Annotated in this window: 13 protein-coding genes and 1 pseudogene; 6 read left to right on the forward strand and 8 right to left on the reverse strand. The window is 62.6% G+C overall.

Features of this window, described 5'->3' with window-relative positions:
- Window positions 1-24: 24 nt before the first annotated feature.
- From AU175_RS07970 to AU175_RS22750, 5 genes are all read left to right on the forward strand, one after another.
- Window positions 25-804, forward strand: a complete 780-nt coding sequence (locus AU175_RS07970; RefSeq protein ID WP_066287270.1) for an SDR family NAD(P)-dependent oxidoreductase — start codon at window positions 25-27, stop codon at window positions 802-804.
- Window positions 805-908: 104 nt separating this feature from the next.
- Entirely contained in the window at window positions 909-2,555 is a 1,647-nt protein-coding gene (locus AU175_RS07975; RefSeq protein WP_066287272.1) for an FAD-dependent oxidoreductase, read from the forward strand.
- 233 nt (window positions 2,556-2,788) lie between these two features.
- On the forward strand, window positions 2,789-4,042 hold the full coding sequence (locus AU175_RS07980; RefSeq protein WP_066287275.1) for a family 1 glycosylhydrolase: 1,254 nt from the start codon (window positions 2,789-2,791) through the stop codon (window positions 4,040-4,042).
- 79 nt (window positions 4,043-4,121) lie between these two features.
- Window positions 4,122-4,337, forward strand: coding sequence for a TetR/AcrR family transcriptional regulator (locus AU175_RS22745; protein WP_442855310.1), 216 nt, complete (start codon window positions 4,122-4,124; stop codon window positions 4,335-4,337).
- Window positions 4,338-4,406: 69 nt separating this feature from the next.
- Complete coding sequence (locus AU175_RS22750) at window positions 4,407-4,676, forward strand: TetR family transcriptional regulator C-terminal domain-containing protein (RefSeq protein WP_442855311.1); 270 nt, start codon at window positions 4,407-4,409, stop codon at window positions 4,674-4,676.
- Window positions 4,677-4,809: 133 nt separating this feature from the next.
- On the opposite strand, the pseudogene AU175_RS21275 reads toward AU175_RS22750, so the two are convergent.
- The 8 genes and pseudogenes from AU175_RS21275 to uxaC all read right to left on the reverse strand — a co-directional run bounded on the left by AU175_RS21275 (window position 4,810) and on the right by uxaC (window position 13,459).
- Window positions 4,810-5,852 (reverse strand): annotated as a pseudogene (locus AU175_RS21275) (glycoside hydrolase family 43 protein).
- A gap of 83 nt (window positions 5,853-5,935) precedes the next feature.
- Window positions 5,936-7,351, reverse strand: a complete 1,416-nt coding sequence (locus AU175_RS07985; protein ID WP_269449476.1) for an MFS transporter — start codon at window positions 7,349-7,351, stop codon at window positions 5,936-5,938.
- A gap of 89 nt (window positions 7,352-7,440) precedes the next feature.
- Window positions 7,441-7,872 (reverse strand): MarR family winged helix-turn-helix transcriptional regulator, encoded by a 432-nt coding sequence (locus AU175_RS07990; RefSeq protein ID WP_331711951.1) that lies wholly within the window; start codon window positions 7,870-7,872, stop codon window positions 7,441-7,443.
- A gap of 54 nt (window positions 7,873-7,926) precedes the next feature.
- Window positions 7,927-8,856: a 2-hydroxy-3-oxopropionate reductase gene (locus tag AU175_RS07995; protein WP_082979060.1), complete on the reverse strand. Its 930-nt coding sequence runs from the start codon at window positions 8,854-8,856 to the stop codon at window positions 7,927-7,929.
- A 2-nt stretch (window positions 8,857-8,858) separates the two neighbouring features.
- Window positions 8,859-9,383 (reverse strand): gluconokinase, encoded by a 525-nt coding sequence (locus AU175_RS08000; RefSeq protein ID WP_066287282.1) that lies wholly within the window; start codon window positions 9,381-9,383, stop codon window positions 8,859-8,861.
- Entirely contained in the window at window positions 9,373-10,602 is a 1,230-nt protein-coding gene (gene manD / locus AU175_RS08005) for a D-mannonate dehydratase ManD (protein ID WP_066287285.1), read from the reverse strand. Before manD ends, AU175_RS08000 begins: the two co-directional genes overlap by 11 nt.
- Complete coding sequence (locus AU175_RS08010; RefSeq protein WP_066287287.1) at window positions 10,599-12,056, reverse strand: mannitol dehydrogenase family protein; 1,458 nt, start codon at window positions 12,054-12,056, stop codon at window positions 10,599-10,601. The genes manD and AU175_RS08010 overlap by 4 nt, the downstream gene beginning before the upstream one ends.
- Window positions 12,053-13,459: a glucuronate isomerase gene (gene uxaC, locus AU175_RS08015; protein WP_066287289.1), complete on the reverse strand. Its 1,407-nt coding sequence runs from the start codon at window positions 13,457-13,459 to the stop codon at window positions 12,053-12,055. Before uxaC ends, AU175_RS08010 begins: the two co-directional genes overlap by 4 nt.
- Before the next feature lie 200 nt (window positions 13,460-13,659).
- Between uxaC and AU175_RS08020 the strand changes: the two genes are divergently transcribed.
- Window positions 13,660-14,721 carry a LacI family DNA-binding transcriptional regulator gene (locus AU175_RS08020; RefSeq protein ID WP_082979061.1) on the forward strand — a complete coding sequence of 354 codons (1,062 nt, stop codon included), beginning with the start codon at window positions 13,660-13,662 and terminating at the stop codon, window positions 14,719-14,721.
- Window positions 14,722-14,979 lie beyond the last annotated feature (258 nt).

The raw sequence follows: 14,979 nt of genomic DNA on the forward strand, positions 1-14,979 counted from the left end.
CATATCACCGTCTGGAAGGACATCATGGGCAACGAAGTCACATGGCAAGAAGCCATCACCAACAACCGCTTTGCAGGGAAAACCGTCATCGTCACCGGTGCAGCTTCCGGGATCGGGCAGGCGACTGCCCTGCGCATCGCGAAGGAGGGCGGCAAGGTCATCGCCGCTGACATCAGCAAGGAACGCCTCGACGCCCTGGTGGAAGAGAACACCGGCCTGGACCTGGTGCCTGTGCCCGGCGACATCTCCACCGAAGAAACCGTGGCCGCAATCGTCGCGGCTGCCGGAGGGCGCGTCGACGCCCTGGCCAACGTCGCCGGGATCATGGACAACTTCACCCCCATCCACGAGGTGGACGACGAACTCTGGGACCGCGTCTTCCGAATCAACGTCACCGCACTCATGCGTCTCACCCGCGCCGTTGTCCCCGTAATGCTCGACGCCGGTACAGGCTCGGTGGTCAACGTGTCCTCCGAGGCCGGCATCCGCGGCTCAGCCGCCGGCGCCGCCTACACCGCCTCCAAGCACGCCGTTGTCGGCCTCACGAAGAACTCCGCCGTGATCTACGGGCCCAAGGGACTTCGCTTCAACGCGGTGGCTCCGGGCCCCACCATCACCGGCATCGTGGCGAACTTCGGATCCCGGATGGCCGCAGAACGCCTTGGCCCGCTGATGCAGGCCAACATCCCCACCCCGGCAACAGCCGCGCAGCTCGCCGCCTCCATCACCTTCCTGCTCAGCGACGACGGCACCAACATCAACGGGGCCATCCTCGCCTCCGACGGCGGCTGGTCAGCCCTGTAATGAACCGAAGGGGACGACGGCGGGAGGTTCCGTCGTCGTCCGTGTCCAGAGCTTGTCCCGGGCCACAAGCGGAACCGGCGTCCTTGAACTGAAGGAGCAAGAACATGTCAGAGTCAAAGCCTTTTGACCACAGCTATGATGTCGTCGTCGTAGGCACAGGTGCCGCTGGACTGGCGACAGCCATGGGTGCCGCCGACGAGGGCCTGCGGGTCCTCCTGCTGGAAAGCACCGCAAAGTGGGGCGGCAACACGGCCATGTCCGGGGGTGGCATGTGGATGCCCAATAATCCGCTTATGCAGCGTGACCGCGCCGGGGACTCCCGCGGTGAGGCGCTGACCTACCTCGAGGCGACGGTGGGCGAGGAGGGCCTGGCCACAACGCGGGCCCGGAAAGAGGCGTTCGTCGACGGCGTCGCCGACTTCGTCAACACCGCAGAGAAGTACGGCGTGACATTCGTGCGTGCGGCGGACTACCCGGACTACTACCCCGAGCTCCCGGGCGGCAAGATCGGCCGCGGCTTGGAGGTGAAGCCGTTCGATATCAAGAAGATCGGCGATTGGTGGAAGACGTGCCAGGCGCCCGTTGCTCTGCCGATAAAGACGGACGACATATGGCTTCTGGGTCGGGCCTGGTCAACACCCTCCGGCTTCATCCGCGGGGCGCAGCTCGTATTCCGCACCCTCGGCGGGGTGGTCACCGGCAAGAAGCTCGCCGGCATCGGGTCCGGATTCGCCGCTGCGTTCCTCGACGTCGTCGTCCAGAAGCAAGGTGCTGACCTGTGGCTGAACGCCCCGCTGCAGGAACTCATCGTCGAGGACGGCCGTGTCGCAGGGGTGCGGATCACCAGGGACGGCAAGCCCCTGACCATCGGCGCCACGCGTGGCGTGATGCTGGCCGGCGGCGGCTTTGACCACAACAAGGACCTCCGCCAAAAGCACCACGGAATTGATGGGGCCCCGTCTGGCGCTGCGGGCAACCTTGGGCGCCCGATCGAGATCGCGCAAGACAATGGCGCTGCGCTTGAGCTCATGGACGACGCCTGGTGGGGCGGATCTGTCGCCGCAGCGCCCGGCCATGGCCCTGCGTTCATCGTGGGTGAGCGTTCCCTGCCCTACTCCGTCATCCTCGACGCCAAGGGCCACCGGTTCGCCAACGAGTCCGAGTCCTACGTCGACCTCGGCCACCATATGCTCGAGCACGCCAAGGACGGCCCCTACTGGCTGGTCGGCGACGCCCGGCACGCCCGCCGCTACCTGCGCACCTTCGCGATCGACCCGAAGAACAACAAGGCGATGAAGGAGGCGGGGATCATGGTCAAGGCGGACACCATCACCGGGCTCGCTGCGAAGCTCGACATGGATCCCGCCCGCCTGGAGGCGACCATCCACCGGTTCAACGGCTTCGCCAGGGCAGGGGTCGACGGCGACTTCGGCCGCGGCAACTCAGCCTACGATCGCTATTACGGCGACCCGACGGTCCACCCCAACGCCTGCCTCGGTCCGCTCGAAAAGGGCCCGTTCACCGCATTCAAAGTGGTGATCGGAGACCTTGGGACGAAAGGCGGCGTCGTCACCGACACAGAGGCCAGGGCGTTGCGGGAGGACGGCACGGTCATCCCGGGTCTCTACTCGGCGGGCAACAACTCGGCCTCCGTCATGGGCCGGACGTACCCTGGCCCCGGCTCAACCATCGGACCCGCCGTCGTGTTCGGCCTCCGCGGCGCGCGCCATATGGCGCGCCGAGGCAGCTGATGGACCGCAAACTGAAGGGGGCGCCCCTTCGCGGCCCGCTCACGAGCCGTGCCCACCCGGCGTTGATCTTCACGCCTGGTGGGCACAGCGCATAGATCCAGTGACCGAGCAGAGGCAGGGTCACGCTGTCTTTAGAGTCTCCTGAATTCTCTCCCATCAACTGTCATCATCCCGAATGATTCGGAAGTGGTCAGTTGACGACATAGCTAGCTGGCAGATCGGCACGTACAAAGATGAACTTTCCGAACGACTTCCTGTGGGGCGCCTCCACCGCGCCCCATCAGGTCGAAGGCAACAACGTCAACAGTGACTTCTGGGCACGAGAGCAGCTCAGGGCGGGCATGGAGCGCAGCGGTGACGCTGTTGACAGCTATCACCGCTACGCAGAGGATATGCAACTGCTGTCTGGCGCCGGCCTCAACGCCTACCGGTTCGGGGTTGAGTGGGCGCGCGTCGAGCCTTCTCCCGGCCACTTTTCCAACGCGGAACTCGCCCACTATCGCCGCATGATCGACACCGCACTCCGGCTAGGACTGAAGCCTGTCATCACGCTGCACCACTTCACCAACCCCCGGTGGTTCGCCGAGGAGGGCGGGTGGATGGGGCCGCGGGCGATCGAGCGGTTCGCGACATATACCGAAGCCGTTGCAGGCATTCTGGACGGCGTGGAATGGATCTGCACCATGAACGAACCCAATATGCTCGCGTTGATGACGACGATGAGCCGGGCAGCAGAACAGCAGACGGACAAAAAGTGGCTCAGCCCCACCGTTGACGATGATACCCGCCCGGTCCTGCCTGACCCTGATCCGGAGGTCGGTTACCGGCTTGTCGAGGCCCATCACGCCGTCCGTGATCTGTTACGGGAGCGGACCGGCGCTGCAGTGGGATGGACTGTGGCGAACCAGGCACTGGTAGCTTTGCCGGGCGGGGAGGACATGTTGCGCACGAAGCAGTTTGTCCGGGAAGACCTGTACCTCGAAGCCGCCCGTGGTGACGATTTCATCGGCGTCCAGTCCTACAGCGGACAGAACGTCACCGCCGAAGGCATCGTGCCCCACCCGCCTCATCCTGACAACACGTTGGTTGGAAATGCTTATCGGCCCGACGCGCTTGGCATTGCCGTTCGCCATACCTGGGAAGTTACCGGAGGCGTGCCGATCCTTGTCACCGAAAACGGCATCGCGACAGCGGACGACGAACGGCGCATCGCGTACATGGAAACCGCGCTGCAGCACCTGTCCGCGGCGATGGATGACGGGGTCGACGTCCGGGGGTACCTGCACTGGAGCGCGCTCGACAATTATGAATGGGGTCACTGGGAACCAACATTCGGGCTGATTGCCGTTGACCGGACAACGTTCGAGCGGCACCCGAAAAGCAGCCTGGCATGGCTTGGGAACGTAGCCAAGAACGGGTCCGTTTCCTCGAAGGACCAGCCTGGCGGCAGGGAAACAGGACCTCAGTATGACTCTTCAGAACAATAGGTGCACAATGCCCACGGCCACGGCCAAACAACGGGGACCGTATGCGAAAACTGCGGCTCTGCAGTTGAGAATCCTTGAAATGTGCATTGAGCTCTTCGGACATACGGGCTTCAACAACCTGACGATGAAAGAGGTAGCCGCCAGGGTCGGCATTAGTCACACGGGGCTTCTCCATCATGTTGCCAATAAGGATGAGTTGCTTTGGGGAGTGCTGAAACTCAGGGACCAAAGAAAGGAAAGAGTTCTTCAGAACCCATGGGGTAGGCGGGGTAAAGATGCCGGAGGACGTCGATAGGATCAAGGCGCTGCTAAAGGCGGTTGGTCTAAACGATCTGCAGCCGGCCTGGTCGAGCTGCACGTAAAGCTGTCTGTCGAGGCCACTTCCCCTGATCACCCGGCCCATGAGTATTATCAAGAGCGCTACAAATCTGTTGTTGACCTCTACAACCAAGCATTCGTGACCTTGGCGGCCCATGGGGAAGTGAATGGCGACATGCCACCGGAGGACTTGGCGGTGGCATTCGTAGCATTTACTGACGGACTGCAGATCCAATGGTTGTACGACCGGGACATGGACCATTATCTACAGCACGGACGTCAGTTCCTTCGTTGGCTAATTCCCGGCGTGGGCTAGATCGTTTGCAGCTAGATGAATTGACTACCTACACCAGTCAGAGGCCAGGTTTGAAGGTGCCGCGATCCGCCGCTGCACATCCAGCTAGACGCTTGCCAGCTGACGGAATTCAAAACCTTCCAGATAGCCAAGCTCAATCGTGTCGGGGCCACTGCGATCGATCAAGCCCTCGGCCCCCGGAGAGAATGAGCCCGGCTTCGCCATCGCGGGTAGTGAAGGAGCGCGGGTTGACGCCTGGAGAAATCCATCGGGGGTGCAGGCCGTCAGCTGAGAAATTGTCCTCGAATGAGGTTTCTGCTCTCGGCGGATCGAATGCGTCAGGCATGACGACTGGCCAATCCTCCACCCAGTCCACTCCTGCGAGGAACGTTTCCCGTCCGTTGACATGATATTTGGGGAATGAGCCTCTCGGACGTACTCCCAAGTAGACCATCGCCCATGTGCCGTCGGCGCACTCGACCAAGTCGGCGTGCCCAGGGTTTTGAACAGCATGTGGGGTACTCCGATGGGAGAATATCGGGTTTTGCGGGTGGCCAGCATAGGGCCCGGCGATGTTTCGGGAGCGGGCAATCGAGACAGAATGTCCGTGGTGAGTACCGCCCTCAGCGATGACGAGGTACCACCAGCCGTTGCGCTGAAATAGGTGTGGGCCCTCAGGGTGGGCGAGTCCGGTCCCTTTCCATAATTCGTGCGGGTCCGACTGGAGTTGACCGGTGGCGGGGTCCACGGTCGCGTTGTAGATACCTCCCATGGGATGTGACCATGTGATATGGCAGGTTCCTTCACTGTCCCACGACAAGTCAGGGTCAATCCCGACTGCACCTGTTGTGTAGACCGGTTCACTCCAAGGACCTGAAGGGTCCGTGGCGTGAACAATGAGATGCCCGCGGCGGATGTCGGTGATGTTCGTCGTGGCCAGCCAGAATTCACCCTTAGGGAAGCGCAAGGTCGGTGCGTAGATCCCACCGCCGGCACCTGTGATGCCTGGCCGAACAGTGAGCTGGCTTGCACGGTCGAGAATGTTGCCGATCAAAGTCCATTCCAGCAGGTTGGTGCTGTGAAAGATGGGACGCCGGGGAAGTACTCAAAGCTGGAATTCGCTAAGTAGTAGTCGTCCCCGACTCTGCAAATGGAGGGATCGGGGTGGAAGCCGGGAATTATGGGTTGAGTGGTCATCCCCGGACACCAGGGCCGTGGGAGGCGAACTGGCTCCTGACGTCGCCCAAACCACCAGTCACACCGTGTAGTTTCCTCTTCTGTCACACAACCCGAGGTTTCGGGATGAGCGAGGCCAGGACTCCGCAAACCACAGCTGCTGCCAGCCCGAGGACAAGTGCCAGAAAAAATCCCTGTTGACTCGGTTCGCCGGTGCCCCCTGCAGCCCCAGCGGAGCCAGCGAGAACGGCTGCCACCACAGCTGCGGCAATGCTTGTTCCCAATGCACGCATCAAGGTATTCAAGCCGTTCGCTGCCCCGGTCTCGCTCACAGGAACAGCGAGCATAATCAGGGTTGGCATTGCCGCATAGCCGAGACCGATACCAATTCCGATCATCATGTTGACGACCAGCACAAGCCAAACGTTTGGCTGCACGAGCACAGCGGAGAGATACGCGAGTGCAATGATGATTGCCCCGGCGACAAGGAGCGGCTTCGGGCCAACCCGCCGAACTATGCGCCCCGCAATAGGGGCCACGGCGAGCATCGCCAAGCCTGCCGGGACGAGGATCAGGCTGGCATCCACAAGGGTCAATCCGAGCCCGCCGGAAGATTCCGGCAACTGGAGCAATTGGGGAAACACGATACTGGAAGAAAAGAGAGCAAATCCCATCGCGACCGACGCCAAATTTGTCATCAGGACAGGCCCTTTCGAGCTCACACGCAGGTTAACTAGTGGGTTCTGCCTCCGGAGTTCATACCATCCCCAAGCCAGCAGCGAGAGAATTCCAATCAACAATGACACCAGAGTTGGGGCGCTCAGCCAGCCCCAGGTGTTCCCCCGGGAAAGGGCAAGCAGCAAACCCACCAACCCGATGGCGAGTCCGACGGCACCCCAAAAATCGAACCGCCCCTGATTGCGGGAAGCCCCGGTTGGAACAACGAGGAGATATAGCGCCACAGCGACTGCGCCAATTCCAGCAGAGACCCAGAAGAGCGCATGCCAGTCAAAGTACTCCGTCACAAGCGCACTGACTGGAAGACCCAGGGCACCGCCAACGCCCAAGGTGGCGCTTACAAGGGCGATTGCTCCCGCAAGTTTTTCTGGAGGAAGCTCGTCTCTCAAAATGGCAATGCCCAGGGGTATGACACCCGTTCCCATGCCCTGGAGGGCCCGCCCAACGATGAGGGGCAGAACCGACGGCGAGAACGCACAGACTACTGACCCCACCACCAGGAGCGAGAGCAAAACAATGGAAACGCGCCGCTTGCCGTACATATCCCCCAGCTTCCCCGAGACAGGGGTGCAAATGGCCGCCACCAGGAGCGTCGCGGTGATGACCCAAGCGGTGTCATCCCTGCCTGCCTCCAGCATCTCGGGCAATTTCGACTGGATCGGAATGAGAATGGTCTGCATGAACGACCCGCCCAAGCCAGCAAAGGCAAGGACAGCGACCAAGAGCCCGTGGCTTCGAACTCTTCCGCCTACGTGTTCAACATCGACGCTCTTGGTACTCACTAAACTCCTAGACTGAAATTCGACACGCCACTAGTGCCACGTGTTATCGATGCTCGTGGTAGGTCCGCTCCAGCCGGGAAACAGGGCCTTCAGGCCGGCTTCATCAGGGATTCTGTTAGCTGGCGGAGTGCCCTCGCTGCATTGGCGGCATCGCTCTCGCTCCATTCTCCGAGGCACTCCTGGAAGAGCGCCGATCGCTGTGTTTGCACATGCATGAGTTTGTCCTTGCCCGCCGGCGTCAGTGCGAGAAGATGAGCACGGCCGTCACTTGGGTCCTTCTTTCGGGCCAGCAAACCTTGCTCCTCTAACTCGGCGATCTGCCGGCTGAGGACTGGTGCACTGACACCGAGCCGTCCCGCAAGCTGCGTGGCCCGGCATTCCCCTTCACCTATGCACCGAAGCAAGAAGTGCAGGGCGACGCCAAGTCCTTCTCCGCGCAAGCTGGCCGTATCAATGCGGCGCAGTGCACGTTGGACGCCTAGTAATTCGTGCACCAGGGCTGCTGTCACGCTAGCGTTCACGAGCAACGTGCATCGCGAAACTCGCTGGCAAATCGGGCGCGAGCATTGCTTTGGTTACTTCCGGCCGCTGAGCTGCAGGACCTGCTTGAAGAGTCCGGAGTGGTCCAGAGCGCCGTCGCCCTGGTTGACGGTGGCGGCGACGAGCTGCGCGGCGACGGCGCCGAGGGGGACGGTTACGTTGGCTTCGCGGGCGGCGGAGGTGACGATGCCCAGGTCCTTGTGGTGCAGGGCGAGGCGGAAGCCGGGTTCGAAGTTGCGGTCCAGCATCTTCTGGCCCTTCTGGTCCAGGACCTTGGAGCCGGCCAGGCCGCCGCCGAGGACCTTGAGGGCGGCGTCGGTGTCCACGCCGTAGGCCTCGAGGAAGGCGATGGCCTCGCCCAGGACCTCGATGTTGACGGCGACGATGAGCTGGTTGGCTGCCTTGACGGTCTGGCCGGAGCCGGAGGGGCCGACGTGGACGATGGTTTTGCCGACGGCGTCCAGGACGTCCGCGGCTGCGTCGAAGTCTTCCTTGTCGCCGCCGACCATGATGGACAGGGCGGCGTCGATGGCTCCCTGTTCACCGCCGCTTACCGGTGCGTCGAGCGGGCGGATGCCGGCTTCGCGGGCTTCCTCGGCGAGGCGCTTGGCGACATCCGGGCGGATGCTGGACGCGTCAATCCAGAGCGTGCCCTGCTTCGCGTTCGCGAAGACACCGTCGGTGCCGCTGACGACACCCTCGACGTCGGGGGAGTCCGGCACCATGGTGATGACGACGTCGGCATCCTTCACGGCGTCCGCGATGCTGGAGGCACCCTTGCCGCCTTCGGAGACGAGCTTGTCGATCCTGTCCTGGCTGCGGTTGAAGCCGGTGACGGTATGGCCGGCCTTGACCAGGTTGATCGCCATGGGCAGGCCCATAATTCCGAGTCCGATAACTGCAACGTTGCTCATGATGATTCTCTTTCCTTCTAAGTCTTTGGTTCTGGCGTACTCGACGGCCATGATTATGTGCGGGCGTGAACGAGCGAAGCTAAGGTGAATTCCACGATCTGCTCGACAGGCGTGTCGATGTCCACCACCACTCCCGCCTCATCGGCCTCGAGGTCCTCCAGCGTCTCCAGCTGCGAGTCCAGCAGCGACAAGGGCATAAAGTGGCCCGGCCGCGCAGCCATCCGGCTGGCGAGCAGATCCCGAGCGCCATTCAGGTGGACGAACCGCACTGTGGGGTCGCCGTTGCGGATGATGTCGCGGTAGCTGCGCTTGAGTGCGCTGCATGCGATCACCAGCCCGGTCTCCGCTGCCGAGAAGCGCCTGCCGATTTCCGCGAGCCATGGCGCGCGATCGCCGTCGTCCAAGGGAGTACCGGAGGCCATCTTGTCGATGTTGGACTGCGGGTGCAGCGCGTCTCCGTCGACGAACTCTGCTCCGAGGCGGGCAGCGATCGCGGCACCCACTGTGCTTTTGCCGCAGCTGGTCACGCCCATCACCACGATGTGGGCGGAAGCCGCGGACTCGTGTTCACCAGTCATGGACTGTGCCGTCGATGAGGCGGTTGTAGGGCAGGTACGCCTGCTGGTACGGGTATGCTGCTGCGGCTTCTTCGTTAAATTCGACGCCGATGCCGGGTTTGTCCCCGGGGTGGAGGTAGCCGTCCACGAAGGTCATGGACTGTTCGAAGACCTCGTTGGTCTTGGCCGAGTGCGGCATGTATTCCTGGATGCCGTAGTTGTGGATCGCCAGGCCCACATGCAGCTGCGCGGCAAAGCCCACCGGGGAAATGTCGGTAGGGCCATGGAAACCGGACTTGATCTGGTACTGCGCGGCGAAATCCATCACCTTCTTCAGCGGCGAGATCCCGCCGAAGTGCGTGGAGGCTGCCCGGACGTAGTCGATCAGCTGTTCCTTGATGACGGTCTGGAAATCCCACACAGTGTTGAAGATTTCACCGATGGCCAGCGGGGTGGTGGTGTGCTGGCGGACCAGGCGCAGGCCTTCCTGGTTCTCAGCCGGGGTGCAGTCCTCCAGCCAGAACAGGTCATATGGTTCCAGCGCCTTGCCCAGCTTGGCCGCCTGGATCGGGGTCATCCGGTGGTGGCCGTCATGGAGCAGCGGGATCTCCGGGCCAAACTCGTTCCGGACCGCCTCAAACACGGAAGGCAGGTGCCGCAGGTACGCCCGGGTGTCCCAGTCCTCCTCCAAGGGGAAGGCACCGCGGCCGGCGGGCTCGTAGTCGTACCGCTCCCCCGACGCCTGCGCCTGGGCGGCCACACCGTAGACGGCCTTGATCCCGGGGACCGCGGTCTGGATCCGGATTGACTTGTAGCCCAGCTCCAGGTGCTCACGGACCGAATCAAAGAGTGAAGGGAGGTCCGCGCCCGAGGCATGCCCGTAGGCACGCAGCCCGTTCCGGGATGCCCCGCCGAGGAGCTGATACACCGGCATGCCCGCCATCTTGCCCTTGATGTCCCACAGCGCCATGTCCACGGCGGCGATCGCGGCCATGGTGACCGGGCCGCGGCGCCAGTACGAGGAGCGGTACAGGAACTGCCAAGTGTCCTCGATGCGGTGCGGATCCTTGCCGATCAGCAACTGCGCAACGTGCTCCTTCAAGTAGGCGGCCACGGCGAGCTCACGCCCGTTCAGGGTGGCATCGCCGATACCGGTCACACCGTCCTCGGTGGTGATACGGAGCGTCACGAAATTCCGGGAGGGACTTGTCACGAACACTTCCGCGGCAATGATTTTCACAGCTGGGTCCTTTCAGGGGAGGTTAGTCGGTTACGCGGTTCAATAAGCGGAAGTGCTTCCGCGAAGGTACCGGTGAGGCTTTCTATTAGCTGCACTGCCCCTGCATCGTTGGCCAGCCCCGCATCCACCAGTTCGAGCAGGGCGCGGATCCGCGCAGTCCCCGCCAAGGCATTTGCAGCTGCCACTTCCGCGGCCAGCGGGTCTTGGGCTGGTGGCAGCCGGGCTGTGCAGTCCATCCATGCGGCAATCATGACCGCGGCACCACTTCCGGGCCTGCCTGCGGCCCGCTCGGCACGCAGCACGGGAACGGCCCGCATCCGCAGCTTCGTGGTGCCATCCATGGCTACCTGTGACAGGTTGTGGGCAATGCGTGCGTTGCCGAACCGGGCGAGCAGCGCCTCCCGGTAGGCGGGTATCGCGAGGTCCCTGGCGGGCAGATTGGCCTCGGCTTCATCCCAGAAGGCCTCAACGGCGTGCCGGCATGCAAGGTCCGCCAGGGCCTGCGCCACGGTTCGATGCCCCCGCAGCTGGCCGGCGTAAGCCAGGAGCGAATGGGCTCCATTGAGCAGCCACAGCTTCCGGTTTTCGTACGGCTCGATGTCCGCCACGAATAAGGCGCCGGCGTCCTCCCACCGCGGCCGGCCCGCCGGAAACTCTCCGCTGAGGACCCAGCTGGCGAACGGTTCGGCTACCACCGGCGACGTGTCCCGGTAGCCGCAGAAGGCTTCCACCGCGGCGACGTCCGCAGCCGTGGTCCGTGGCGTGATGCGGTCCACCGACGTGCTGACGAAACTCGTGTTGGTGCTGATCCATTCGGCCAGGCCCGGCTCCCAGGCTTCGGCCATGCCCACTACGGCGTTGCGGGCCACGGCACCGTTGTTGGAGAGGTTGTCGCAGCAGACAACGGCCAGCGGACCGCCGCCGGCTGCCCGTCGGGCCGCCAGGCCCAGTACCAGCCTGCCCAGCGGAGTCGTGGGATGAGCGTTGCTGCGCAGGGTGGCCAGGTCCGCGGCCACATCAGGAGCGTTACTGTTGAAGGCGCCGTCGGAGTCTGCCAGATACGCCGCTTCGGTAATGGTCAAGGTGACCACGGCGGTGTCAGGCGATGCCAGCAGTACGGCGAGCGTGGCCACGTCCGCGCCGTCAACCGCTTCTACGATGCTGCCGATGACAGCGAACGAGTCATTGGAATCGGTGCGTTCCACCAAGGTAAACAGGCCGTCCTGCTCTGCCAGCGCAAGTGCTGTATCGGGGCTGCGCCCGGTGAAGGCGGCGATGCCCCAATCCGCGGCATCGCCGGCCTGCTGGGTGTACCAGGCCTGGTGGGAGCGGTGGAAGGCGCCCAGGCCGAGGTGGACGATCCGGATCGGTGCCTTGGGGGCGGACCAGAACGTCCGATTGAGCCGCGGGGGCTCGACGGGGGTCTCCGTTTGTTTCTGTAAACCGGTGCTCACAGCTTGAAGACCCGTCGGGGTGCGCCATCCACAATGTCCACGATCAGTTCGTGCGCGCGGTCTTCACTGACGCGGTGTTCGGCCACCAGCCGGGCAAGGAACGAGGCTTCGATGCGGCGGGAGGCATCATGCCGGGCAGGGATGGAGCAGAAGGCCCGGGTGTCGTCGATGAAACCGGAGGATCGGGAGAAGCCGGCAGTCTCGGTGACGGCGGAGCGATACCGCAGCATGGCATCCGGTGCGTCCAGGAACCACCAGGGGGCGCCCAGGTAGACGGACGGGTAGAACCCTGCCAGCGGGGCGAGTTCCCGGGAGAACACGGTTTCGTCCAACGTGAAGAGAACCAGGTGAAAATCCTTGGCGGTGCCGAAGTCCTGCAGGACGGGCCGGATGGCCTCTGTGTAGTTGATCGCGAACGGAATGTCGTGCCCGGTGTCCGCCCCGAAGCTGTTGAACGTGGGCTCATGGTGGTTGCGGTAGGAACCAGGGTGGATGGTCATCACCAGGCCGTCTTCCACCGACATCCGTGCCATCTGGTACATCATGTGCGCTTCGAAATCGTTGCGGTCCTGCGCAGTGGCCGTGCCTGAGCGGGCACGGTCAAACAGCTTCGCGGCGTCCGACGCGTCGAGCTTCAGGGTGGCCGGGGTGAGGACTCCGTGGTCGGCGGAGACTGCGCCATGTTCCACAAAATAACGACGCCGATTCTCCAGTGCCGCCAGGTAGGCATCATAGCCCGTGCCGCCGTCGCCCGCTGCCGCAATGAGCCGGTCCACGTTCTCCGACCATGTGGGGTGGGCAATATTGAGATATGCGTCCGGGCGGAAGGTGGGCAGGACGCGCCCATGGAAGGACAGGTCCTGGGCAATTGCCTTGTGGCTCTCAAGATTGTCCAGGGGATCGTCCGTGGTGGCCAGGACCTCGATGTTGAAGTCCTTGAACATCTCCCGAGGCCGGAAGCCGGGCTCCTGGAGCTTTGCGGAGATTGCATCGTAGCTGGCATCGGCTGTTTCCACGCTCAGCTCCCCCTCGAGGCCAAAGACGCTGCGCAACTGGGTGCGGAGCCAATATCCGGAGGCGGTGCCTTCGAACAGGGGCCACGCCCTGCAAAATTCGCGCCACACCGACAGGCTCTCCGGCTGGTAGGAATCGGATTCCATGAGCAGGTCCATCGGGACGCCACTGGCGTGGATCAGCCGGGTGACGTAGTGGTCCGGGCTGACCAGCAGCGCGGCCGGGTCAGGAAAAGGCGTATTCTGCTCGATCATCGCGGCATCAACGTGCCCGTGCGGGGAAATGATGGGGAGGTCCTGGACGCGCTGGAGGAGGTCCCGCGCGATGCTGCGCGTTCCTGGATCCGCGGGCAGGAGCCTGTCTGGGTTGGCGGCAATCGATTGTGGCATAGCTCAATAGTCCGGTGTCCTGCACCTCATGTCAACCGGTTGCCAATTTAGATTCATTCACACCTCCTTTTTGGGGGATGTCATTGTCGGGGATGTCTGCAGAACCTTGGAACACCTGCACCGACAACGAAGAATGATCTTGTGTGATTTTGGCAACCGGATGGATGTTTTTTTGCGACCCGGCAGTTACCATGAGGTCTATGACTAATCTTCCAGCCTCCGACGCCGATGTTGTGGCTGGCGCTGCGCCTTACAAAGTTGAGGCCCGGGCGACCGGCAGGACCAACGCCACAATTTACGATATTGCGAAGCTGGCAGGAGTGAACCCATCCACCGTTTCCAGGGCGCTCAGCAAGCCCGGTCGGGTCAGTGCGGGGACGAGGAAGCTCATTGAGGAAGCCGCCGCCGAACTCAACTATCAAGTTAACCCGTTTGCCAGGGCCCTTCCGACAGGACGAACAAACACGTTGGGCTTGATTGTTGCCGACATTACGAATCCAACATTTTTCGGAACCATACGGGGTGCAGAATCTACAGCGGCATTCCGTGACTATTCCCTTATTCTTGCCGAATCAGCCGAATCGCCGGATCAGGAACTTGCTGCGGCTCAACGGATGCTTGCCAGCGTCGACGGTCTAATCCTGGCCAGTCCGCGAATGGACGATGACCACATCCGGGATCTTGCGAAGGAGAAACCAGTTGTGGTCGTAAATCGCGACGTACAAGGCATCGCCTGCGTCGTCCCTGATGTCAATAAGGGCATTGGTGAAGCCATCCGTCACCTCGCCGGCCATGGGCATAAAAAAATAGTCTTCATTTCAGGCCCCACGGCCTCCTGGATGTCGAGCCAGCGCTGGAGCGGCATTCAACAAGCTTGCGAGTGGTCACGCATTGAAGCGGTAAAAATCGAGTCCGACAGTCCGACTGTCAAGGGAGGTCGGGTCACGGCCCGCCTCATTGTCGGCAGCGGCGCCTCGGCCGTGATTGCGTATAACGACCTTCTGGCAATAGGTCTCATGCAAGAACTGCAGGCCGCGGCCTATGCAGTCCCGGATCAAATCAGCATCATAGGATTCGACGATATCTTCGGAGCGGATTTCACGACACCCGGGCTTACCACTGTCCGCGCGCCGATGGAAAACTGTGGAATCGAAGCGGCCACCGTGTTGCTGCGCACACTCAAGGAGCCCGGAGAGACTCCTTCCACTCGCTACATCGATACTGAGCTGGTGGTGCGTGGGTCCAGCGGCCGGCTTCTCTAGCGGCAGCGGCGGGCTCCCCCTGATCCCACCATGTGAGACTGCGAAATTTCCGAAGAAACGTTGGGGCGCAACCTGTTCCTGTCAGCCAGGATGCGGACCAGGCTCCGGTGCCTGCCCGCCATTTACGTTTACAACGATGTCCTCAATGACAGACGGGGGAATCTTGCCCCGGCTGAGAACAACCAGCTGCTGTAGGGGCAATGCCTGGAGTGGCTCCAGGGAACACTCTGAAGTGCCTGTTTGCGCCAGCAAACTCCT

Source organism: Arthrobacter sp. B6, assembly GCF_001663775.1.
Lineage (GTDB): Bacteria > Actinomycetota > Actinomycetes > Actinomycetales > Micrococcaceae > Arthrobacter.